General features: G+C 59.1%; 19 protein-coding genes. 9 read left to right on the top strand and 10 right to left on the bottom strand.

Annotated elements, in window-relative coordinates; genetic code table 11:
• Nucleotides 1–5: 5 nt before the first annotated feature.
• Nucleotides 6–938 carry a 2-hydroxyacid dehydrogenase gene (locus AC2FLO_RS20060; protein ID WP_496752301.1) on the top strand — a complete coding sequence of 311 codons (933 nt, stop codon included), beginning with the start codon at nucleotides 6–8 and terminating at the stop codon, nucleotides 936–938.
• Between the two features lie 2 nt (nucleotides 939–940).
• Here the strand turns inward: AC2FLO_RS20060 and AC2FLO_RS20055 are convergent, their stop codons facing one another.
• From AC2FLO_RS20055 to AC2FLO_RS20030, 6 genes are all read right to left on the bottom strand, one after another.
• Entirely contained in the window at nucleotides 941–2,956 is a 2,016-nt protein-coding gene (locus AC2FLO_RS20055) for a M3 family metallopeptidase (RefSeq protein ID WP_496752300.1), read from the bottom strand.
• 75 nt (nucleotides 2,957–3,031) lie between these two features.
• Complete coding sequence (locus AC2FLO_RS20050) at nucleotides 3,032–4,081, bottom strand: HesA/MoeB/ThiF family protein (protein ID WP_496752298.1); 1,050 nt, start codon at nucleotides 4,079–4,081, stop codon at nucleotides 3,032–3,034.
• Nucleotides 4,081–4,536 (bottom strand): dUTP diphosphatase, encoded by a 456-nt coding sequence (dut, locus tag AC2FLO_RS20045; protein WP_496752296.1) that lies wholly within the window; start codon nucleotides 4,534–4,536, stop codon nucleotides 4,081–4,083. Before dut ends, AC2FLO_RS20050 begins: the two co-directional genes overlap by 1 nt.
• 15 nt (nucleotides 4,537–4,551) lie before the next feature.
• Nucleotides 4,552–5,748: a bifunctional phosphopantothenoylcysteine decarboxylase/phosphopantothenate--cysteine ligase CoaBC gene (coaBC, locus tag AC2FLO_RS20040; protein ID WP_496752294.1), complete on the bottom strand. Its 1,197-nt coding sequence runs from the start codon at nucleotides 5,746–5,748 to the stop codon at nucleotides 4,552–4,554.
• Nucleotides 5,749–5,811: 63 nt separating this feature from the next.
• Nucleotides 5,812–6,636 carry a ChaN family lipoprotein gene (locus AC2FLO_RS20035; RefSeq protein ID WP_496752293.1) on the bottom strand — a complete coding sequence of 275 codons (825 nt, stop codon included), beginning with the start codon at nucleotides 6,634–6,636 and terminating at the stop codon, nucleotides 5,812–5,814.
• Nucleotides 6,633–7,511, bottom strand: a complete 879-nt coding sequence (locus tag AC2FLO_RS20030; protein WP_496752291.1) for an RNA polymerase factor sigma-32 — start codon at nucleotides 7,509–7,511, stop codon at nucleotides 6,633–6,635. Before AC2FLO_RS20030 ends, AC2FLO_RS20035 begins: the two co-directional genes overlap by 4 nt.
• Nucleotides 7,512–7,611: 100 nt before the next feature.
• On the opposite strand from AC2FLO_RS20030, the gene cobU reads away from it, so the two are divergent.
• Genes cobU through AC2FLO_RS20010 form a run of 4 tightly spaced genes read left to right on the top strand, consistent with a single transcriptional unit; the run spans nucleotide 7,612 to nucleotide 11,212 of the window.
• A complete protein-coding gene (cobU, locus tag AC2FLO_RS20025) occupies nucleotides 7,612–8,133 on the top strand; it encodes a bifunctional adenosylcobinamide kinase/adenosylcobinamide-phosphate guanylyltransferase (protein WP_496752289.1) in 522 nt (173 codons plus the stop codon).
• Nucleotides 8,130–8,708 (top strand): histidine phosphatase family protein, encoded by a 579-nt coding sequence (locus tag AC2FLO_RS20020; protein ID WP_480899278.1) that lies wholly within the window; start codon nucleotides 8,130–8,132, stop codon nucleotides 8,706–8,708. Before cobU ends, AC2FLO_RS20020 begins: the two co-directional genes overlap by 4 nt.
• A 58-nt stretch (nucleotides 8,709–8,766) precedes the next feature.
• Nucleotides 8,767–9,651: a glutathione S-transferase gene (locus AC2FLO_RS20015; RefSeq protein ID WP_496752287.1), complete on the top strand. Its 885-nt coding sequence runs from the start codon at nucleotides 8,767–8,769 to the stop codon at nucleotides 9,649–9,651.
• Between the two features lie 46 nt (nucleotides 9,652–9,697).
• Complete coding sequence (locus AC2FLO_RS20010; protein WP_496752285.1) at nucleotides 9,698–11,212, top strand: YifB family Mg chelatase-like AAA ATPase; 1,515 nt, start codon at nucleotides 9,698–9,700, stop codon at nucleotides 11,210–11,212.
• Here AC2FLO_RS20010 and gshB read toward each other — a convergent pair.
• From gshB to rsmI, 3 genes are all read right to left on the bottom strand, one after another.
• The gene (gshB, locus tag AC2FLO_RS20005) at nucleotides 11,209–12,141 is read right to left on the bottom strand and encodes a glutathione synthase (RefSeq protein ID WP_496752284.1); all 933 of its coding nucleotides are present in this window, start codon (nucleotides 12,139–12,141) and stop codon (nucleotides 11,209–11,211) included. The two genes, AC2FLO_RS20010 and gshB, sit on opposite strands and share 4 nt — an antisense overlap.
• Nucleotides 12,142–12,202: 61 nt before the next feature.
• On the bottom strand, nucleotides 12,203–12,574 hold the full coding sequence (locus AC2FLO_RS20000) for a YraN family protein (RefSeq protein ID WP_496752282.1): 372 nt from the start codon (nucleotides 12,572–12,574) through the stop codon (nucleotides 12,203–12,205).
• A 1-nt stretch (nucleotide 12,575) separates the two neighbouring features.
• The gene (rsmI, locus tag AC2FLO_RS19995) at nucleotides 12,576–13,433 is read right to left on the bottom strand and encodes a 16S rRNA (cytidine(1402)-2'-O)-methyltransferase (RefSeq protein WP_496752280.1); all 858 of its coding nucleotides are present in this window, start codon (nucleotides 13,431–13,433) and stop codon (nucleotides 12,576–12,578) included.
• Nucleotides 13,434–13,521: 88 nt separating this feature from the next.
• Here rsmI and AC2FLO_RS19990 point away from each other — a divergent pair, with 88 nt between their 5' ends.
• Genes AC2FLO_RS19990 through murJ form a run of 3 tightly spaced genes read left to right on the top strand, consistent with a single transcriptional unit; the run spans nucleotide 13,522 to nucleotide 19,011 of the window.
• Nucleotides 13,522–14,694 carry a penicillin-binding protein activator gene (locus AC2FLO_RS19990; RefSeq protein WP_480585629.1) on the top strand — a complete coding sequence of 391 codons (1,173 nt, stop codon included), beginning with the start codon at nucleotides 13,522–13,524 and terminating at the stop codon, nucleotides 14,692–14,694.
• Nucleotides 14,654–17,473, top strand: a complete 2,820-nt coding sequence (locus AC2FLO_RS19985) for a [protein-PII] uridylyltransferase (protein ID WP_496811743.1) — start codon at nucleotides 14,654–14,656, stop codon at nucleotides 17,471–17,473. The genes AC2FLO_RS19990 and AC2FLO_RS19985 overlap by 41 nt, the downstream gene beginning before the upstream one ends.
• The gene (gene murJ / locus AC2FLO_RS19980; protein ID WP_496752276.1) at nucleotides 17,470–19,011 is read left to right on the top strand and encodes a murein biosynthesis integral membrane protein MurJ; all 1,542 of its coding nucleotides are present in this window, start codon (nucleotides 17,470–17,472) and stop codon (nucleotides 19,009–19,011) included. Before AC2FLO_RS19985 ends, murJ begins: the two co-directional genes overlap by 4 nt.
• Here murJ and AC2FLO_RS19975 read toward each other — a convergent pair whose 3' ends face one another.
• A complete protein-coding gene (locus AC2FLO_RS19975; protein ID WP_480585624.1) occupies nucleotides 19,012–19,698 on the bottom strand; it encodes a rhomboid family intramembrane serine protease in 687 nt (228 codons plus the stop codon). It lies immediately after the preceding gene.
• An 86-nt stretch (nucleotides 19,699–19,784) separates the two neighbouring features.
• On the opposite strand from AC2FLO_RS19975, the gene trpS reads away from it, so the two are divergent.
• The gene (trpS, locus tag AC2FLO_RS19970) at nucleotides 19,785–20,813 is read left to right on the top strand and encodes a tryptophan--tRNA ligase (protein WP_496752274.1); all 1,029 of its coding nucleotides are present in this window, start codon (nucleotides 19,785–19,787) and stop codon (nucleotides 20,811–20,813) included.
• Nucleotides 20,814–20,835: the final 22 nt, after the last annotated feature.

The raw sequence follows: 20,835 nt of genomic DNA, 5'->3' as shown, positions 1-20,835 counted from the left end.
CTCTGATGTCTGTGAACGTCCTGTTTTCCGCGCGCCCTGCCCTTTGGCCGGTGTATCAGCCGCTGCTGACACAATATCTTGATGAGGCGGGTCTGGACGTCCAGCTAGGAACCGAGTTCGAACCGGATCAGGTCGATTACGTTGTTTACGCCCCAAACGGAGGGGTACAGGATTTCAGACCTTTCACGCGCCTGAAAGCGGTGCTGAGCCTTTGGGCCGGTGTCGAAAAAATCGTGGGTAACGAAACACTGATCGTTCCATTGGCGCGGATGGTGGATCACGGTCTGACGCAAGGCATGATCGAGTGGGTGGTTGGCCACGTGTTGCGCTACCATCTGGGGATGGACCGGCACATCACGGTACAGGACGGTGTCTGGACCCCAGATGTCCCACCGCTGGCGCAAGAGCGCAACGTTTGTATTCTGGGGCTTGGAGCATTGGGCGAAGCGGTGGCCCGCGCGCTGACCGCGCTTGAGTTTCGGGTCTCTGGCTGGAGCCGTACAGTCAAGAACATCCCCGGCGTAACCTGCCTGCATGGTGCCGAAGGGCTGCGCCAGGCGCTTTCTCACGCCGAAATCATAGTCTTGTTGCTGCCCAATACACCTGCCACTGAAAACGCGCTGAATGCGGAAACGCTGGCCCTGCTTCCCAAAGGTGCGCGTATCATCAACCCGGGACGCGGGCCGCTGATTGATGATGATGCGCTATTGGATGCCCTGAACTCGGGCCAGGTGGGCCACGCAACGCTGGATGTGTTCCGTGTCGAGCCCTTGCCCACCGATCACCCCTATTGGGCGCATCCGAATGTCACCGTGACCCCGCATATCGCGTCCGAGACCCGCCCGATCACTGCCGCACAGGTCATTTGCGAAAACATCCGGCGCGGGGAATCCGGCGAGCCCTTTGTGCACCTGGTCGACCGCACGCTGGGCTACTGACGTCACGCCGCAATCAGACCGCGGCCTTTCAACAGGGCATCCACGCCCGGCAATCGTCCCCGGAACGCCAGATACAAATCCTCTGCCTCGCGCGAACCGCCGGTGGACAAGATATTGTCTTCCAGCGCTTTGGCCCGTTCAGGATCAAAGGCACCACCTGCTTCTTCGAAGGCCGCAAAGGCGTCAGCATCCATCACCTCGGACCACATATAGCTGTAGTAGCCCGAGCTATAGCCATCGCCTGCGAAAACATGCGCAAAGTGGGGCGTGGCGTGGCGCATTCCAATGGCTTGCGGCATCCCCAACCCGGCAAGAACTTCGGCCTGTTTTGCCATCGGGTCTGCCGGGGCGTCGCCATCGTGGAAGGCCAGATCGACAAGGGCCGAGGCGACATATTCCACCGTCTGGAACCCCTGGTCGAAATTGGCGGCGTTCAGCACTTTTTCAAGCATCTCCTGCGGCATCGGTTCGCCCGTTTCGGCATGGGTGGCAAACTCGGCCAGAACTTCGGGCACTTCCAACCAGTGTTCATAAAGCTGGCTGGGCAGTTCGACAAAATCGCGCGCAACCGAAGTACCCGAGATGCTTTCATAGGTCACGTTGGACAGCATCTGGTGCAAGGCGTGGCCAAACTCGTGGAACAGGGTGCGTGCATCGTCATAAGACAGCAGTGCCGGATCACCCTTGGCGAAGTTGCAGACATTGATGACAATCGGTGCCTGTTCTTTCGGGAATCTGGCCTGTGCCCGCATCGCGCTGCACCAGGCACCTGATCGCTTTGACCCCCGTGCAAAGTAGTCACCGATGAACACGGCGACATGCCGACCGTTGCGCGTAACTTCCCACGCGCGGCAATCCGGGTGATAAAGCGGCACGTTCAAAGGCTTGAATTCCAGCCCGAACAGGCGGTTTGCACAAGCAAACGATGCCTCGATCATCCGGTCCAGTTGCAGGTAGGGTTTCAGTTCCGCCTCATCCAGATCATGTTCCGCCTTGCGCCGCTTTTCAGCGTAATAGCGCCAGTCCCATGCTTCCAGCGGGCCGTTGACACCGTCTTTCTGCATCATCTGGGTCAGGATTTCCGCGTCCGCATCGGCGCGGGCCTTGGCAGGTTCCCACACCTGCATCAACAACTCACGTACCCGGTCCGGAGTACGAGCCATTTCAGTTTCCAGCTTGTAATCGGCGAAGTTGTCATAGCCCAACAGCTTGGCGCGTTCCTCACGCAAGCCCAGAATCTCAGCTGCGATGTCGCGATTGTCGGTCTCGCCACCATTCGCCCCGCGGGCAGCCCAGGCGCGATAGGCTTTTTCGCGCAGATCCCTACGGGGTGAAAACTGAAGAAACGGCACGATCAGCGACCGGGAGAGGGTAACAACCGGCCCCACGGCGCCCTTTTCCGCACCAGCAGCCCGTGCCGCATTCACAACGAATTCCGGCAGGCCCCACAGATCTTCTTCGGTCAGGTTCATGAACCAATCCCGCTCATCCGCCAGCAGGTTCTGGGTAAAGGATGTCCCCAACGAGGCGAGGCGCGACTTGATTTCTTGTATACGAGCGTCTTTGTCCCCGTCCAACGCCGCGCCTGCACGAACAAAGCCCCGATGGGTAAGCATCAGAACGCGTGCCTGTTCCTCGGTCAGGTTCAGGTTTTCGCGCCGCGCCCAAAGGTTTGCAACGCGTTCAAACAGCGCCTTGTTCGAGGAAATTCCCGAGAAATGCGCCGACAGCTTGGGTGAAAACGCGCGCTGCAACTCTTCCCGCTTGGGGTTGCTGTCTGCGCCTGCAACAGTGAAGAAGACCGACAGAACCTTGTCCAGCTGCTCGCCCGCAGCCTCAAGGGCTTCCACCGTGTTCGCGAAAGTAGGGGCCTCTGCATTTGCTGCAATCGCGTCGATCTGCGCGTTATGCGCAGTCATCGCCTGATCCAAAGCCGGTGCAAAATCTTCGTCCGAAATATCGGCGAAAGGGGCTATTTCGAATGGGGTGGTCCAGTCGGACAGGATCGGGTTGGTCATGCGGATCTCCTTTGACCCTATAGCTAGTTCGCCATGGCCGGGTGTTCCAGAACCCCCAGCCCACGTTAAGAAAGGTTAATTGCTTGCGGCACCGCAAATGGGGCAATCGGCACGGCGGGTCAGCGTGATCTTGCGGCTTTCACCGTATAGGGCGTCGTAGATCAGCATCTCGCCCCGCAGCGCCATGCCAGCGCCCGTGATCACCTTTATCGCCTCAACCGCCATCATCGATCCAACAACACCCGGCAACGGGCCAATCACACCGGCCTCGGAACAGGACGGGGCCAGACCGGGGGCCGGGGCTTCGGGAAAGATACACTGGTAGCACGGGCTGCCATTGGCTGGGTCAAACACGCTGAGCTGCCCTTCCCACTGCGACAAGGCCCCCGAAATCAGTGGCTTGCCCAGCGCGGCGGCAGTCCGGTTGGCCAGATAGCGGGTCTCAAAATTATCCGTACCGTCAAGGATCAGATCGAAGTCGGCAAAAAGTTCTGCCGCGATTTCATCGCCCAATCTGCGATGAAAGGGCAGAACTACCACATTCGGGTTCTGCGCCTCCATCGCTTGCTGGGCGGAAAAGACCTTGGGCATATCAATATCTGCATCGCGGTGGATCACCTGCCGCTGCAGGTTCGCATTCTCGACTATGTCGTCGTCAATGACCCCGATTGTACCCACACCTGCGGCCGCTAGGTATTGCAGCGCCGGGGCGCCCAAACCTCCTGCACCGATCACCAGAACACGGGCTTGTTTCAACTTTTTCTGACCCGGCCCGCCCAATTCGCGCAGCACAATGTGACGGGCGTACCGGTTCAGTTCGGTTTCGGTGAAACGGTCAGAGGGCATGGTGGTTTCCGGCTTGGAGGCTTGTACTGCGCGGTTGCGCAGGGCCTTCAACACACGGCCATATAACAAAACGATGGCCGCGAAACCTGCAAGGATCAGCCACAGCGCCGCAGACCCACCGGTTGCTTCGCGCAGGGGATGCCCATCCGGCAAGATCAGATGAGACAGGATCACCCCGACCAACAACACACTCACCGACACCACACGCGCCGATTTAGACGTGCCGGCGATATAGCCAACGCCCCATAGCCCCGCTGCCAGAACAAGAACCAGCAGCATCAGCCGCGCCCGGTCGAGCCGAAACCGCCAGCCCCACGATCTGTTTCACCCAATGCCTCAGCCAGTTCGAATGCCGCCTGCACGACAGGGGCAACTACCAGCTGCGCGATACGATCACCATGGGCAATCTCGAACCGTTCCTGACCGGCATTCATCACGATCACCCCCAGAGGTCCGCGATAGTCACTGTCAATAGTGCCCGGCGTATTGGGCAGCGTGATCCCGTGTTTCAGTGCAAGGCCCGAGCGGGGCCGAACCTGAACCTCGTATCCCTGCGGGATTTCAATGCGCAGACCGGTCGGTACTAGCGCCCGCTGTCCGGGCTCCAGCACGATCGAAGCCTCCTGGGGCAAGTTGGCACGCACGTCCGCGCCAGCAGCACCCACAGTTTCGTAGGACGGAAGCGCCACGGCGGGGTCTGCCCCGTCTTCGCGGATCACTCGAATTGCAACCATGGTTTTGCCTTTCCTTCAGCCCGCCAACGCGTCTGCGATCCTGCTTGCCAACCTCCGCGCAACCTCAGCCTTGCCCATACGCGGCCATTCCTCGGCTCCGCTGTCCGAGATCAGGATAACCGCATTCTCGGACCCGCCCATGATCCCGGTGGAAGGGCTGACATCGTTGGCGACAATCCAGTCACAGCCTTTGCGCAGTCGCTTGGCGGTGGCGTGTTCAATCACGTCATCGGTCTCGGCCGCAAAGCCGACAACCAAAGGTGGGCGCCCATTTTCCATCCGCGAGACGCGTTTGAGAATGTCGGGGTTCTCGGCAAATTCCAGAACCGGCAGACCGTCGCGACTTTTCTTCAGTTTCTTGTCCGACGCACTGGCCACGCGCCAATCTGCCACCGCAGCCGCAAACACGCCCGCATCGACGGGAAGCGCCGCATCAACCGCGTCCGACATCTGTTGCGCGGTCTCGACCGGCACGACCTGCACGCCCGCCGGTGGCGGTACGTCTGCGGGGCCCGTGACAAAGATCACCTTGGCCCCCAAATCCGCAAGCGCCTGTGCCACGGCCGAGCCCTGCGCCCCGGAAGAGCGGTTCGCGATATACCGGACCGGATCAATCGGCTCATGCGTCGGGCCCGAAGTTACCAGCACGCGCTTTCCTACCAAGGGTCCTGCCGCAAGCTGCGCCTCAACCGCCGCGACGATTTCCAGCGGTTCCGACATGCGTCCCGGCCCATATTCACCGCAGGCCATATCACCTTCGTTTGGGCCAACAAAGCGCACGCCATCCGCTTGAAGCTGCATCAGGTTGCGTTGTGTCGCCGGGTGTTCCCACATGCGTACATTCATCGCGGGTGCACACAGAACAGGCGTGTCTGTCGCCATCAGAAGGGTCGATGCCAGATCATTTGCCAACCCCCCGGCCATCTTGCCCATCAGGTCTGCTGTTGCGGGGGCCACGACGATCAGATCGGCGGAGCGTGACAGCTGGATATGGCCCATCTCGGCCTCGGCGGTCAGATCAAACAGATCTCCATAGACCTTTTCTGAGGCAAGTGCAGACACGGACAGAGGTGTTACAAATTCCTCTGCCGCACGCGTCAGCACAGGCGTCACAGCTGCGCCGCGTTCACGCAGCCTGCGGATCAGGTCCAGCGATTTGTAGGCCGCGATGCCGCCGCCGATGATCAGCAGAATGCGTTTGGATGACAGCATGTTCAGCCCTTCCTGTCCCGGTCGGCCCCGACATTAGGCAAGCCCAGCAGGTTGTTCCAGCGATTAATTCTGAACCTGAAACGCCGCACAGGGATCTTCACGCTCGACTGTGGGGCTGTCGATTACGATATCAAAGTCACCGTCGATGATGTCGTCCTCGGACTGTCCGACCGAGACCACCTTCCATCCGGGTTGAAGGCGTTCAAGAAATGTCGGGATACCTCGGTCTTTGCGCGCATGTCCGTTCCCAGTGATCACGGCAACCGGGCCGCCGGTTTCTTCCATCGCGCGCATCACCGCACGGGCCAGAACCGCATCGCGCAAACGCTGGATCGCGACCATCTGCGGTAACATTTCCGGCGGGAGAGCTTCGCAATGCGCGGCCATTTGATCCGCCTCGCGCGCTGCCTGCTCCTCGGGCGTCAGCGGTACAGTCAAACCATAGCGCGCCGCGTCTGCACCCAGCGCCGTGGCGGCCCCGCGTTCCATCGCGGCCCGCGCGGCAGCACGCGGCACCATGGCCCCGTAGACCGGCGCGCCTGAGGCCTTGAACACCGGATAATACAGCCTGAGCGGTGGCCAACCACTTTCTGCCCATTGCAGAATACGGCTCAACTCTTCCGGGTTGGACACCGCTTTTTGCGCCAGCCGTTGCGCGCCTTCTTCGGTGACCATCTCCCAGACAACGCCCGAGGGTGAGATTTCCTTTATCGCTTCGGCTTGAATGAGGTGGTGGCGGGGATTGTCGTGAACCTCACCCAGAATTACCACATCTGCATCCCGCATCGCGAGAGCCGCATCATCGGAAATAAGATCTTCCGCCAGTCCGGGTCGCGCCGCTGTAACCGTAAGGCCCAGAACACACGCAAGAATCGCAAGCTGTTTCATGCGATGAAGTGTTGCACCTCGTTCGACTGGGCTTCAAGGTTCTTGCGCATTTTTGCGAACGCTGCGGCCTCAAGCTGTCGCACCCGCTCCTTGGACAGTCCCAACTCGACGCCGAGACTCTCCAGTGTCCGCGCAGGCTCGCGCAGTTTGCGTTCGCGCACAATGAACCGCTCGCGGTCATTCAGTGCGTTCATCGCGATCAGCAACCACTGGCGCAACTGTTCGGTGTCGTGGGTGTGTTCAACTGCTTCGGCGGCCTGTTCGCGTTCATCTTCCAGCGCATCGATCCATTCACGCCCGTCTTCGTCGGCGGATTGCACCGCGTTCAGGGAAAAATCCGACCCTGACAGCCGACCTTCCATCAGTTCCACATCGCGCATAGGAACGCCAATCTCTGTGGCGATCATCTGATGCAACTGGTGGCGATCCAGTTCAAGACCTTCGGTCGCGGCCTCGCGTTCCAGCCGGGCCTGAACCCGACGCATGTTAAAAAACAGCGATTTCTGCGCCGAGGTGGACCCCGTTCGCACCATGGACCAGTTCCGCATCACATAATCCTGAATGCTCGCCTTAATCCACCACACCGCATAAGTCGAAAACCGCACCCCACGATCAGGGTCGAACTTGTCTGCGGCCTTCATCAAACCCAGACCGGCCTCCTGGATAAGGTCATTCATCGGCGCGCCATAGCGTTTGAACTTGGCCGCCATCGAAATTGCCAGCCGCATATACGCTGTGATCAGGCGGTGCAGCGCCTGTTCATCACGCTGGTCACGCCAGGCATAGGCCAGCCTCAGTTCCGTTTCCGCATCCAGCAACTCGGCCTTCATCGCTTGCCGGGACATCGAAAAATCTGTCGCGTTGTCCAGTGCCATAAACCTCTCCCCTGATTTGCAGGCGTTGGCCGGGCTTGCCATGCCGACCTATGACCGATACGCAAAACGGCACCAATTGGATCATCTTTAGGTAAGTACTGTGGCGTCAGATTTAACCTTAATTCTGGGCGGAGCTGCTTCAGGCAAGTCGGTATTTGCCGAGGACCTCGTTGTTTCCACAGGGAAAAATCGAGTTTATCTAGCGACATCACAAGTGTTTGATGAAGAGATGCGGCAGAAGGTTGATCGCCATCTGGAACAGCGGGGCGGCGGTTGGACCACGATTGAAGAGCCCCTTGACCTGAGGCCGGTGCTGTCCAGCCTGTCCTCGGATCAGGTATGTCTGGTCGATTGTGCCACCATGTGGCTCAGCAATCACTTGCTGGCCGAAACTGATCTGGGCGCAGTCCAAACTGACCTGCTAAAGGCCCTGCGCGCATGCCCCGCGCAGATTGTGATCGTGTCGAACGAAGTCGGGCACGGTATTGTTCCGGATAACGCGCTTGCCCGCCGCTTTCGCGAAGCGCAGGGTCGGCTGAACATCGCACTTGCGGCGCAGGCTGATCTGGTGGTGCAAGTGACCGCCGGGTTGCCGTTGGTCCTGAAAGGGCAGCTACCGTGACACGACTACATCTTGTTCGCCACGGGCCCACGCATGCAAAGACGATGGTTGGTTGGTCCGATCTGCCTGCTGATCTAAGCGATACAGCGGCGCTGAAGCGCCTGCACGACCATTTGCCATTCGATGCACTTGTGATTTCGTCCGACCTGTCGCGCGCGATTGACACTGCTTCGGCCATTCAGGGCCAGCGTCACCGTCTGCCACATCATCCAGACCTGCGGGAAATCCATTTCGGTCAGTGGGAGCTTCGCGGGTTTGCCGATATTGAAGCCGAAGACCCCGAGCTGGCTTTTGCCTATTGGGACAACCCCGGTGATGTCCGCCCACCGCAAGGTGAAAGCTGGAATGAGGTTCGCGACCGGGTCGATTCCGCGATCGACGCGCTTATGTCCGCGCATACGGGCCGCGATCTGGTGATCGTCGCGCATTTCGGCGTGATCCTGACACAAGTGCAGCGCGCCCTTGGTCTGGACGGGCAGCAGACCTTTGCGCATCGGATCGACAACCTTTCGGTGACGGATATCGCTGTCAACGGCGAGGCGTGGACTGTCGGGTCGATCAATCACCTTCCGTGAACAGGTCCAACACAAATCACTGATTTACCGGTCCGCAAAGCTGAGGCATCGTCCGCGCATGACTTATGACCTTTATATCGGCGATCGCCTCTTCTCCAGCTGGTCAATGCGCGGCTGGTTGATGCTTGAGAAATTCAACCTGCCCTATCACAGCCACATGATCGGCCTCTATTCCGGCACTATGGCGCAAGACATGGAACCGTTGGCCCCTGCTCGCCTTGTTCCCGCCTTGCGCCTGCCGGATGGAACGGTTGTGGGGGAAAGCCTGGCAATGGCCGAAACCCTGGCCGAACGCCACCCCGATGCCGGGTTGTGGCCTTCGGATGCCGCAGCCCGGGCAACCGCCCGCTGGCTATGCGCCGAAATGGTGGCCGGTTTCAGCGCCCTGCGTGGAGAATGCGCCATGCAGCTGCGAAACGTGTGGCAAGGCTTCGCGCCGTCTGAGGCGACTTTGTCAGACCTTGAGCGGGTTGAAACACTCTGGGCACATGCGCGGAGCGTGTCAGGGGCAGACCAAGGCCCGATATTTGGTGCCTATTCACTGGCAGACGTCTTCTACACACCTGTAGCAGCGCGGATCGTCGGATATGGGCTGCCGGTGTCAGAGGTGAACCGGGCTTATTGCATGGAATTGCTCTCTGATCCCATCGTCAGACAGTGGCGCGCCATGGGATTGACCGTTGAGTACGACACCTTCCCTTACGCGCAGGATTTGCCGTCCAGCCCTTGGCCAGTCGGGGGTGTTTCTGCTGCGAAGCCGGTTTCAGGTGGTCCGTCAATCAACGCCGCCTGCCCGTATTCCGGCAAGCCTGTCACCGATTTCCTGGAGCTTGACGGGCAATGCTGGGGGTTCTGCAACCCATTCTGCCGGAACAAAACTGTGGCCGACCCCGAAGCATGGCCCAAATTCGCGGCCATGCGCGCAGCCGTTAACGACTCTTAAACCAGAACCGTGGCAGCAACGTCCTGTTAACCAAAACAGGACTGCCATGGTCGCCCGCGCCCACACCGTTGCTTTTCAAGGGGTTGATGCCCGCCCAGTCGAGGTGCAATGCGCGGTCTCACCCGGACTGCCAGCCTTTTCCATCGTGGGCCTGCCCGACAAAGCCGTGTCCGAGGCGCGTGACCGCGTCCGCAGCGCGCTGAACGCGATGGCCATCGCGCTGCCGTCCAAGCGGATCACCATCAACCTGTCCCCTGCTGACCTTCCCAAAGAAGGCAGCCATTTCGACCTGCCCATTGCGGTGGCGCTTTTGTCCGCGCTCGATATCATCCCAGCCGATGCCGCAGAAAGCACCGTTGCATTGGGAGAGTTGTCGCTCGACGGTTCTCTGGTTCCGGTTGTCGGTACCTTGCCTGCCGCCATGACGGCAGCTTCAGAAGACCGCGCCTTGCTTTGTCCGCGCGCCTCCAGCGCCGAGGCGGCCTGGGTAGATGCCACTCAAGTGATCGGCGCCGGATCACTTGGAGAGGTCGTGCGCCATTTCTCGGGCCAATCCCCTTTGCCAGCGGCGCAAGCTGGCGAAGTGAACCTGACACCGTCCAACCGCGACCTGCGCGATGTGAAAGGGCAGGAGCGCGCCAAACGCGCCCTGGAAATCGCCGCCGCCGGACGTCACCACTTGATCATGATCGGCACGCCGGGATCGGGCAAATCCATGCTGGCGGCGCGGCTTCCCGGAATTTTACCGCCGCTTACTGCCGTGGAAGCCCTGGAGACGTCGATGATCCAATCGCTATGTGGGTTACTGGATGAAGGCGGAATAAACCGCACTCGCCCGTTCCGCGAACCGCACCACACGGCCTCAATGGCGGCCATAGTTGGTGGTGGGAAAGGGGCCAAACCGGGCGAAATCTCATTGGCCCATAATGGTGTGCTGTTCATGGATGAATTCCCCGAATTTCCACGCACCGTTCTGGAAACCCTGCGGCAACCCATTGAAACCGGCGAAGTCATGGTGGCGCGCGCGAACGCCCATGTGAAATACCCCTGTCGTTTCATGCTGGTCGCCGCCGCCAACCCTTGCAAATGTGGCTATCTGACCGATCCGTCCCGTGCCTGTTCGCGGGCACCGGGATGTGGCGAAGATTACCTGAACCGAATCTCGGGCCCGTTGATGGACAGGTTCGACCTGCGGATCGAAGTTCCGCCCGTGGGCTTTACAGACCTCGATCTGCCCCCTTCGGGCGACAGTTCGGCGACGGTTGCAGCACGTGTCGAAAGGGCGCGAGCCATTCAGGCAGACCGGTTTTGTGACACGCCGGAGTTACGACAAAACGCTGATGCAGAAGGCAAAATACTGGAAGAGATCGCCACGCCCGATGCCGAAGGAAAAGAGCTGCTGTTGAAAGCCGCAGATCGTTTCGGCCTGTCAGCCCGGGCCTTCCATAGAATCCTAAGGGTGGCGCGCACCATCGCCGATCTGGACGGCGCGACCGATATCCGCCGCCAACACGTGGCCGAGGCACTTAGTTTTCGGATCTCTGCCCGGGTTATGGCCTAAAGCTTGGCCTCGATGGCCTGCCAGATCTTTTCAGCAATATTTATGCCGTCAAACCGTTCCAGCTCCTGAATGCCGGTCGGTGAAGTCACGTTAATCTCGGTCAGATAGTCGCCAATAACGTCAATTCCGACAAAGACCTGACCCTTTTCCTTCAGCAGAGGCCCAATCGCCGCGCAGATCTCAAGATCGCGTTCGGACAAGCCGATCTTTTCCGGACGTCCGCCAACATGCATGTTCGACCGTGTTTCGCCTTTGGCGGGTACCCGGTTGATTGCGCCGACCGCTTCGCCATCCACCAGGATCACCCGTTTGTCGCCATTGCTGACATCCGGCAGGAATTTCTGCACGATCAAAGGTTCGCGCGAGAATCCGGTGAACAGTTCATGCAAGGAAGTCAGGTTGCGGTCATTGGCATCAAGCCGGAACACACCCGCGCCGCCATTCCCGTAAAGCGGCTTGAGGATGATATCGCCGTGCTTTTCCTTGAACGCCTTGATCGTCTGCAAATCACGCGCAATCGTTGTTGGCGGGGTCAGGTCGGGGAAATCCAGCACCAGCAGCTTTTCCGGGTAGTTGCGCACCCAGAACGGATCGTTGACGACCAGCGTCTGACCCTTGAGACGATCCAGCAAATGCGTGGACGTGATGTAATGCATGTCAAAAGGCGGGTCCTGACGCAGCCAGACGACATCGAAATCGGCAAGATCCACCTCACGTTCGGGACCCAGAACCGCAGGATCTCTGGCAACCCTTTGCACAGTCATGTCGTGACCTCGCGCGGTGATGCGACCCTGCTGATAGGCCAAATGATCCGGACCATAGAAAAACAAAGAATGCCCGCGCGCCTGTGCCTCTTCCGCCAGACGGAATGAGCTGTCGGCGTTGATATCCACGGCCCCGATCGGGTCCATTTGAAAGGCGATTTTCATGGCATGTCCCTCAGTTTCCCGCCAGATACATGGACCAGCACGCCTGTGGGTTCAATGGGGCTTAGCCAAAACCAAAGGCGTTTTCGATGATTTGAACCGCGCCAGAACCATCCACAAGCGCCGCGTCAAAGCGCACGTTTGTCAGCTGCCCGTCCGGCTCGTTTTCCAAGAACTGCGCGGCAGAGGCGTAAATCCGTTCGATCTGCCTGCGGCTGATCCGGGCAGCGGCCTTTTCAAAGCTGGTGCTTTTTTTAACTTCGATGAACACAAGCCCGTCGCCGTCGCGCACAATCAGATCGATCTCTCCGCCAGCGCCCCGCCAGCGACGATGCGCTATGGCAAAGCCCCGACGCTCGTAATCTGCGGCGACCTGTGACTCTGCGGCCTGTCCGGCGTGGTAAGAGATCGAACCCTGTCGTTCACGCCGCCCCATGTCATCCCTTGCCCAATTTCAATGCTTTCTGATAAATCGGTCGACGCGGCAGGTCGTACATTTCCGATACAAAATCCGCTGCATCCCGAACCGAGTGATTTTCCAAAGCCCGTTTCAAAGCTTCTTCTAGATCGGATTCGTTAACACTTTGCGAATGACCGCGGTCCACCAGCAGGACGATCTCGCCTTTGACGGTCTTGCCCCGATACTCCTCTGCCAGTTCGGACAGGCTGCTGCGACGGACCTCCTCAAACTTTTTCGTCAGCTCTCGACAAAGCGCAGCCTGCCGTTCAGGCCCCAGGCATTCAGCCAAGTCTGACAGACAGGCGGCAACGCGTTTCGGAGATTCGTAGAACACCAATGTGCCGGGGATGTCCTTCAACGCCTCGATACGGGTGCGGCGTGCTTTGGATGCGTTAGGAAGGAAGCCTGCAAAAAAGAAGGCGTCCGTGGGAAGCCCCGCCAACGTCAGGGCCGTTACAACGGCAGACGCGCCCGGGGCGCAGGTCACGGTATACCCGGCTTCGGCGGCCTGCTTGCCCAAATCATAGCCCGGATCGGCAATTAGCGGCATTCCTGCTTCGGACGCGTAGGCCACCGATTGCCCTTGCGCCAGCGCCTCCATGATCTTGCCGCGTGCGCCTGCGCCGCTGTGGTCGTGATAGGCTTGGATTCGCCGGCCTTCCAGCGGGATGCCATGTATTTCCATCAAGCGACGTAAACTGCGGGTGTCTTCTCCCGCAATCACATCGGCTGAGGCCAAAACATCTAAGGCCCTGAGCGTAATGTCGCGTGCTGTTCCAATCGGAGTGGCAACAAAATACAGGCCCGCAGCCAACTTGATCTTTTGGAAATTCAAAGCTGGACCCTCACAGCGTGACGTTTATTATCGCGGCTCAACAGAACAGAAGCATTCGCAGCCGCCGGATCAGGGAGTTTTCATTTAGATGTTTACCGTTTGCAAGCCCGTAAGCAAGCTGGCGAAAGTCGCCGCTGCCCTGACGACCGCAGCGTTTCTTGCTGCCTGTGAACCAGGTGGTCTTGGCGGAGGTCCCTCGATCAATACCGCAAAGCCGGTTCCTGTCGCCTTGCTGGTTCCCAGAGGATCTGCGCAATCTGGTGATGCAGCGCTGGCGCAAAGCCTTGAGAATGCCGCGCGTCTTGCGATGTCGGATTTGCCGAATGTCCAGATCGACTTACGCGTTTATGACACGGCCGGAAACCCGAACACGGCGACAGCCGTTGCACAGCAGGCTGTTGCGGACGGGGCAAAAATCATCATTGGTCCGGTATATGCCCAAGCAGCGAATGCTGCCGGATTGGCGGTGCTGAGCAAGAACGTCAACGTTCTTTCGTTTTCAAACAACGCCAGCATTGCAGGCGGCAACGTCTTTGTATTGGGCCCGACCTTTGACAACACGGCCAACCGGCTGGTGAATTATGCGGGCAGTCAGGGCAAGGTCAACACGGTGGTCGTGCACAGCAACGACGCCGCAGGACAGTTGGGCCGGTCCGCAATCGCCAATGCCATAGCGAACAGCCGGGTCAACAATGCAGGGACCGTCGCTTACGACCGGTCGCAACAGGGCGTCATCAATGCGGTTCCCACGATCAAGGCCACTGTCGATTCGACGGGCGCGGATTCGATCTTCCTGACGGCGACCACGGCGGGGGCATTGCCGCTGTTCTCGCAATTGCTGCCAGAGGCCGGTGTTTCTCCGGCAACCACGCAATTCATTGGCCTGACACGTTGGGATATCCCGCCGCAAACTCTGGAGCTTCCGGGGGTTCAGGGGGGGTGGTTTGCGCTGCCTGACCCGTCCAAGGCACAAGCCTACCGTCAGCGTTACAACGCAACCTACGGCGAAGCACCGCACCCGATCAGCGGTTTGGCCTACGACGGTATCGCCGCAATTGGCGCCTTGGTCAGCCAGGGCAAATCAGACGCCCTGACCGCTTCGGCCCTGACACAGAGCGCCGGTTTCCAGGGCGTTGGCGGCATCTTCCGTCTGCGCCCGGACGGCACCAACGAACGCGGTCTGGCGGTTGCCACGATCCAGAACAAACAGGTGGTTGTGATTGACCCTGCCCCGCAAAACTTCTCTGGCGCCGGTTTCTGATCAGACTGGCGCGATCAACGTGCCCGAAAGCGCGTTGATCTGCCCCGCCGGAGACATCTTCGACAGCACTGCCGTCAATGATGCACTGGCTCAGGCCTTTGAGGTCTGCCCGGACAACACCAAAATGCGGTCCGAGACGGTGCGCGTTCTACGCGAGGCTCAAAAGTCTGGCCGCGCGGCCATTGCAGAGGCATTTGGCGAACGTCCTTTCGACGCGCGCGCACTCACGCGCTCATATACATACCTGACAGATCAACTGGTTGGGACGGCGATGCTGGTCTCAAGCACACGCCTGCATCCGCTTGCAACACCCACCCAAGGTGAAAAGATCGCCGTTCTGGCTGTTGGCGGCTACGGACGCGGGGAAATGGCACCGTTTTCAGATGTCGACCTGCTATTCCTCACCCCCTACAAGATCACCGCCTGGGCCGAGAGCGTCATCGAGTCGATGCTTTATATCCTGTGGGATTTGCGACTTAAGGTCGGGCATTCGTCACGCACGATCAAAGATTGTCTGCGGTTGGGTGCCGAGGATTTTACGATCCGCACAGCGATGTTGGAGCAACGCTATCTGGCCGGCGACAAGGCACTGGCGGACGGGTTGGACCGAAGGCTGAAAGACGAACTGTTCAAGGGAACCGAACGCGAGTTCATCGAAGCCAAGTTGCACGAACGTGATGAACGCCACCATAAACAAGGCGAGCGTTACATGGTCGAACCCAACGTGAAGGAAGGCAAAGGCGGCCTGCGTGACCTGCAATCCCTCTACTGGATCGCGAAATATGTCTATGGCGTTCAGGACGTGGCCGAACTGGTGCCTTTGGGGTTGTTCACCCCCGAAGAGTTCAAGACCTTCGTTCAGGCCGAGGAATTCCTTTGGGCTGTGCGATCACACCTGCATCTAGTCACCGGTCGCGCGACCGAGCAGCTTACCTTTGACATGCAGGTCGAGGTCGCCGCGCGCATGGGGTACGAGGACCGCGCCGGGCGTCGCGCGGTCGAAGTGTTCATGCAGCGGTATTTCCGCGAAGCCACCCGCGTAGGTGAGTTGACGCGCATCTTCCTGACCAAACTCGAAGCGCTGCACATGAAAGGTGCGCCGCTGCTGGAACGCATTTTCCGCAGGCGTCGACGGGTCAAGGCAGGGTACAAGGTGGTTCACGGTCGTCTGGATCTGGTGGAACCTGAGAAATTTCTCTCCGACAAAGTGAACCTGCTGCGCCTGTTCGAAGAAGGTTTGCGGACAGGTATGCTGATCCATCCTGATGCCATGCGGCTGGTGAGCGCGAACCTGCATCTGATCGATGACGAAATGCGCGGCGACAAGGAAGCTCAGCGCATTTTCCTAGATCTGATGTTGAAACACGGCAACCCGGAACGCGCATTGCGACGGATGAACGAGTTGGGCGTGCTGTCCGCTTTCCTGCCCGAGTTCGAGCACATCGTGGCAATGATGCAGTTCAATATGTATCACAGCTATACGGTGGACGAGCATACGATCCAGTGCATCGTCAATCTTGCCCAGATCGAACGCGGAGAGCTGATCGAATCTCTGCCTCTGGCCTCTTCGATTCTGAAAGGCGGGGTCAATCGCAAGGTGCTGTATGTCGCGCTTCTTCTGCACGACATTGCGAAAGGTCGCCCCGAAGACCACTCGATTCTCGGGGCGCAGATCGCGCGCAAGGTGGCGCCTCGGCTCGGCCTGAACAAATCGGATTCCGAAACCGTTGAATGGCTGGTGCGCTATCACTTGCTTATGTCCGATATGGCCCAAAAACGCGATATCTCCGACCCTCGGACAGTGCGCGATTTTGCCAAGGCCGTTCAGACAACCAAACGGCTGGATCTGCTGACGGTTCTGACGGTTTGCGACATTCGCGGCGTTGGCCCGACCACCTGGAACAACTGGAAGGCCACTCTGCTGCGCGCCCTGCATGCTGAAACAAAGCGTGCACTGGAAACCGGTATGGAAGATCTGAACCGGGCAAACCGGGGGGCCGAGGCCAAAACAGCACTGCGCCGCGCTTTGGACAACTGGTCCAAGGCTGACCTCAAGGTCGAGACCGGGCGCCACTACGCCCCGTATTGGCAGGGCCTGAATCTTGCGACGCATATCGAGTTTGCCGAGATGCTGCACGCGCTGGAACAAAGCGGCGATCCCGGCGCGATGGAAATTCGCCTACAACCTGATGAAGACCGTGATGCGACGCGGGCCTGTTTCGCGATGGGCGATCACCCCGGTATTTTTGCCCGCATCGCCGGGGCACTGGCTCTGGTTGGCGCGAATGTCGTCGATGCCCGCAGCTATACCACCAAAGACGGCTACGTAACGGACGCGTTCTGGATACAGGACGCCGAGGGGCACCCGTTCGAGGCATCGCGCCTTCCACGCTTGACCCAGATGATTCACAAGACCCTGCGCGGCGAAGTCGTCGCCAAGGAAGCGCTGAAGTCACGTGACAAGATCAAGAAACGCGAACGCGCTTTCAACGTGCCAACACATATCACGTTCGACAATGAGGGCTCTGAAATCTACACGATCATCGAAGTAGACACACGCGACCGCCCCGGCCTGCTGTTTGACCTGACCCGGACCCTGGCCGCGGCGAACGTTTATATCGCCAATGCCGTGATTGCGACCTATGGCGAGCAGGTGGTCGATACGTTCTACGTCAAGGACATGTTCGGCTTGAAGTATTACTCGGAAAGCAAACAGCGCGGACTTGAGGCGAAGCTGCGCACGGCGATCACCGAAGGTGCCGAGCGTGCGGCCTCATGAAGCAAATACGCTTGTTCTCGGGCCTGTTCACGGTCGGCTTCTGGACGCTCGCCAGCCGAATTCTGGGGTTTCTGCGAGAGATACTGCTGACGGCCTATATCGGGCCGGGCCCAGTGATGGATGCCTTTGTTGCTGCCTTTCGCCTGCCCAACATGTTCCGCCGCTTTTTCGCCGAGGGGGCATTTAACGCGGCCTTTGTGCCGATGTTTTCCAAACGACTGGAAGCAGACGAAGACCCTCAGGGTTTTGCGCAGGACGCGTTCAATCTTTTGGCCGTGGCTGTTCTTGCGCTGGTCGGGCTGGCCATGGTTTTCATGCCCGGTCTGGTCTGGCTGACCGCCGAAGGGTTTTACGGCGATGAACGGTTCGATCTGGCGGTGGACTATGGATATGTTGTGTTTCCATACATCCTGTTCATGTCTCTGGCTGCCTTGTTTTCAGGCGTTCTGAATGCAACCGGGCGGTTCGCGGCGGCGGCAGCTGCACCTGTTCTGCTGAACATCTTCGCTTGCACCGCCCTGATTGCCGGTGCCATGTCCGGCGGCGAGGTGATCCGGTGGTTGATCCCTGTCATTCCAGTGGCCGGTGTCGCGCAGCTGGCGCTGGTCTGGATCGCAACCGAACGCGCCGACATCCGCATCCGCCCCAGCATGCCGCGCCTGACGCCTGAAATGCGACGGATGGTACGTATCGCGGTCCCGGCCGCGCTGGCGATGGGGGTCACACAGGTCAATCTCGTTGTCGGGCAATTGGTTGCATCGAAAACCGAAAATGCCGTCAGCTGGCTTTTTGCCGCAGACAGACTCTACCAGTTGCCTTTGGGTGTTGTGGGCATTGCTGTCGGCATAGTCTTGTTGCCGGACCTGTCCCGCCGTTTGCGTGCGGAGGACAAAGAGGGCGCACGCAATGCCTTTTCCCGGGCCGGTGAGTTCACACTGCTGCTCACGCTGCCTTCGACTGTGGCCTTCGTGGTTATGCCATACCCTCTCGTATCGGTGCTGTTCGAACGTGGTCAGTTCGGCCCCGAGGATACGGCCGCCACGGCCCTTGCGGTTGCCATCTACGGGGTCGGGCTTCCGGCCTTTATGTTGCAAAAATTGCTGCAACCGCTGTTCTTTGCGCGCGAGGATACGCGTTCCCCGTTTCACTACGCAGTTGTTGCGATGATCGTGAACGCTGCTCTGGCGTTTGGTCTGTTTCCACTGGTGGGCTGGATCGCGCCAGCAATTGCCGCATCGACTGCGGGGTGGGCGATGGTGGTGCTACTGGCTTTCGGCGCACGACGAATGGGTGAAGAGGCGCGCTTTGATGTCCGGTTCAAAAAGCGCGCGGGCCGGATTGTCGCCGCTTCGCTTGGGATGGGTGCGGTATTGTACGCCGCGCTCCACCTGTTCGGGTGGGCGTTGGATGTTCCCGGCTGGCGCTATCTGGCACTGCTGGTCCTGATCATGGTCGCTGCCGTCTCATATTTCCTTCTGGGCCATATCTTCGGCGCTTTCAAACTGTCGGAGTTCAAACACGCCCTGCGCCGGTCCTGATCAATCCCGGCGAATGCGGCCGACGATCCGGGACCACGCGCCCGGTGCAACAAGAAAAGACAAGCCAAAACCGGTGGCAAACCCACCCAGATCAGCAACCCATTCCCAGTTGCCGCCAAAGATCAGGCCGAAAAGAAATTGTATGCCCATAAGGACGGCAATCAATTGAAATGCCCGTGCTTGGTTTGCACCTACAAGTGACAGTTTGCGCCACAACAACCACGTAAATGCGCCGATCAGACCGTACACCGGCGGGAACCCTCCGATCAGCGGATAGCGCGGGTCCAGTAACACGGCGTAGGCCAATGCGCCGCCAATGCCCGACACGACAAAAATCAGCAGCATTGGGAAACCGCCGAACACTTCGCCAACCATTTTGCCCATCGCCAGCACGAAAACACAGACGAAAATCGCCTGCGTGAAATTGGCGGATACAAAGGGGTAGGTCACGAAGCGGATGACATGTTCGAATGGCCAGCGCCCGTTCAGAACCATCCAGTCGAAAATATCCGCAGAGAACGCATAATGCTGGATCGCATCCAGCCGCCAGCCCACCGCTGCTGGCCCTCCGACCAGCCCGCGTGATCCCAGCGTGAAGGCAATTTCTATCCCGATGATGAACAGAACCAGCGCCACCACAGCAGGTGGCAGAGGGTTCACAGGCGGTGTGTAATGCTCACTGCTCATTGGGCTGGCCTTTCGCGGCTGTTGACGTCCCTTTGCCTCATGGGTAAGCGACGGGGGCTGATTTTTCCAGACAGGAGTTCCCTTTGATGACTGAGTCCCAATTCACGCCACGCGTGTTTTCCGGTGCGCAGCCTTCGGGCAATTTGCATCTCGGCAACTATCTCGGGGCGCTTCGGAACTGGGTGAGAATGCAGAGCGAGAAATTTGAGACTATCTATTGCATGGTCGATCTGCACGCGATCACCGTCTGGCAAGACCCAACCGAGTTGCAGCATGCAACGCGGGAGCTTTGTGCCGGTTACATCGCTTCCGGTCTAAACCCGGAAAAATCAATCTTGTTCAACCAAAGTCAGGTGCCGGAACACGCGCAACTGGCCTGGATATTCAACTGTGTCGCGCGCATGGGTTGGATGCAGCGCATGACCCAGTGGAAGGACAAGGCGGGCAAAAACCAGCAGAACGCTTCGCTTGGCCTGTTTGCCTACCCTGCTCTGATGGCAGCCGATATTCTGATCTATCACGCAACCCATGTGCCAGTTGGAGAAGACCAGAAACAGCATCTGGAGTTGACCCGCGACATCGCCATAAAATTCAACAACGATTTTGGCGTCGATTTCTTTCCCATCACCGAGCCGGTGATCGAAGGGTCAGCCACAAGGGTCATGAGCTTGCGGGATGGGTCCAAGAAGATGTCAAAGTCCGACCCCTCGGACATGAGCCGGATCAACCTGACCGATGATGCCGATGCGATCGCCAAGAAAATCCGCAAGGCCAAGACCGACCCTGACGCTTTGCCGTCGGATGTCGAAGGTCTGGAGGGCCGCCCCGAAGCGCGCAATCTGGTCAATATTTACGCAGCACTCAGCGACCAGAGCATCGACCAGGTTCTGGCCGAAGTTGGGGGCAAGCAGTTCGGTGATTTCAAACCGATGTTGGCTGATCTGGCAGTCGCCAAGCTGGCCCCAATCTCGACTGAGATGTCGCGTCTTATGGGGGAACAGGCCGAGATTGACCGGATTCTGGCTCACGGAGCCGAGCGCGCGCGTCAGATCGCCGCTCCGATCCTGCAAAAGACCTATGAAATCGTCGGTATGGTCGGATCAGCATCACGCTGAATGCACTGGACCTTCGCCTGAC

The organism is Ruegeria sp. TASC047, assembly GCF_059612445.1.
The sequence above is the reverse complement of the archived record's forward strand: the minus strand, read 5'-3'. Positions and strand labels throughout refer to the sequence as shown.

Bases quoted from the DNA above. Each gene is read 5' to 3' on its own strand.
- gshB (WP_496752284.1), bottom strand. From the start codon at position 12,141: ATGAAAATCGCCTTTCAAATGGACCCGATCGGGGCCGTGGATATCAAC.
- AC2FLO_RS20015 (WP_496752287.1), top strand. From the start codon at position 8,767: ATGACTTATGACCTTTATATCGGCGATCGCCTCTTCTCCAGCTGGTCA.
- trpS (WP_496752274.1), top strand. From the start codon at position 19,785: ATGACTGAGTCCCAATTCACGCCACGCGTGTTTTCCGGTGCGCAGCCT.
- coaBC (WP_496752294.1), bottom strand. From the start codon at position 5,748: ATGCTGTCATCCAAACGCATTCTGCTGATCATCGGCGGCGGCATCGCG.
- murJ (WP_496752276.1), top strand. From the start codon at position 17,470: ATGAAGCAAATACGCTTGTTCTCGGGCCTGTTCACGGTCGGCTTCTGG.
- AC2FLO_RS20000 (WP_496752282.1), bottom strand. From the start codon at position 12,574: ATGGGGCGGCGTGAACGACAGGGTTCGATCTCTTACCACGCCGGACAG.
- AC2FLO_RS20060 (WP_496752301.1), top strand. From the start codon at position 6: ATGTCTGTGAACGTCCTGTTTTCCGCGCGCCCTGCCCTTTGGCCGGTG.
- AC2FLO_RS20030 (WP_496752291.1), bottom strand. From the start codon at position 7,511: ATGGCACTGGACAACGCGACAGATTTTTCGATGTCCCGGCAAGCGATG.
- AC2FLO_RS20010 (WP_496752285.1), top strand. From the start codon at position 9,698: ATGGTCGCCCGCGCCCACACCGTTGCTTTTCAAGGGGTTGATGCCCGC.
- AC2FLO_RS19990 (WP_480585629.1), top strand. From the start codon at position 13,522: ATGTTTACCGTTTGCAAGCCCGTAAGCAAGCTGGCGAAAGTCGCCGCT.
- dut (WP_496752296.1), bottom strand. From the start codon at position 4,536: ATGGTTGCAATTCGAGTGATCCGCGAAGACGGGGCAGACCCCGCCGTG.
- AC2FLO_RS19975 (WP_480585624.1), bottom strand. From the start codon at position 19,698: ATGAGCAGTGAGCATTACACACCGCCTGTGAACCCTCTGCCACCTGCT.
- AC2FLO_RS20055 (WP_496752300.1), bottom strand. From the start codon at position 2,956: ATGACCAACCCGATCCTGTCCGACTGGACCACCCCATTCGAAATAGCC.
- AC2FLO_RS20035 (WP_496752293.1), bottom strand. From the start codon at position 6,636: ATGAAACAGCTTGCGATTCTTGCGTGTGTTCTGGGCCTTACGGTTACA.
- AC2FLO_RS20050 (WP_496752298.1), bottom strand. From the start codon at position 4,081: ATGCTGCTGGTTCTTGTTCTGGCAGCGGGGCTATGGGGCGTTGGCTAT.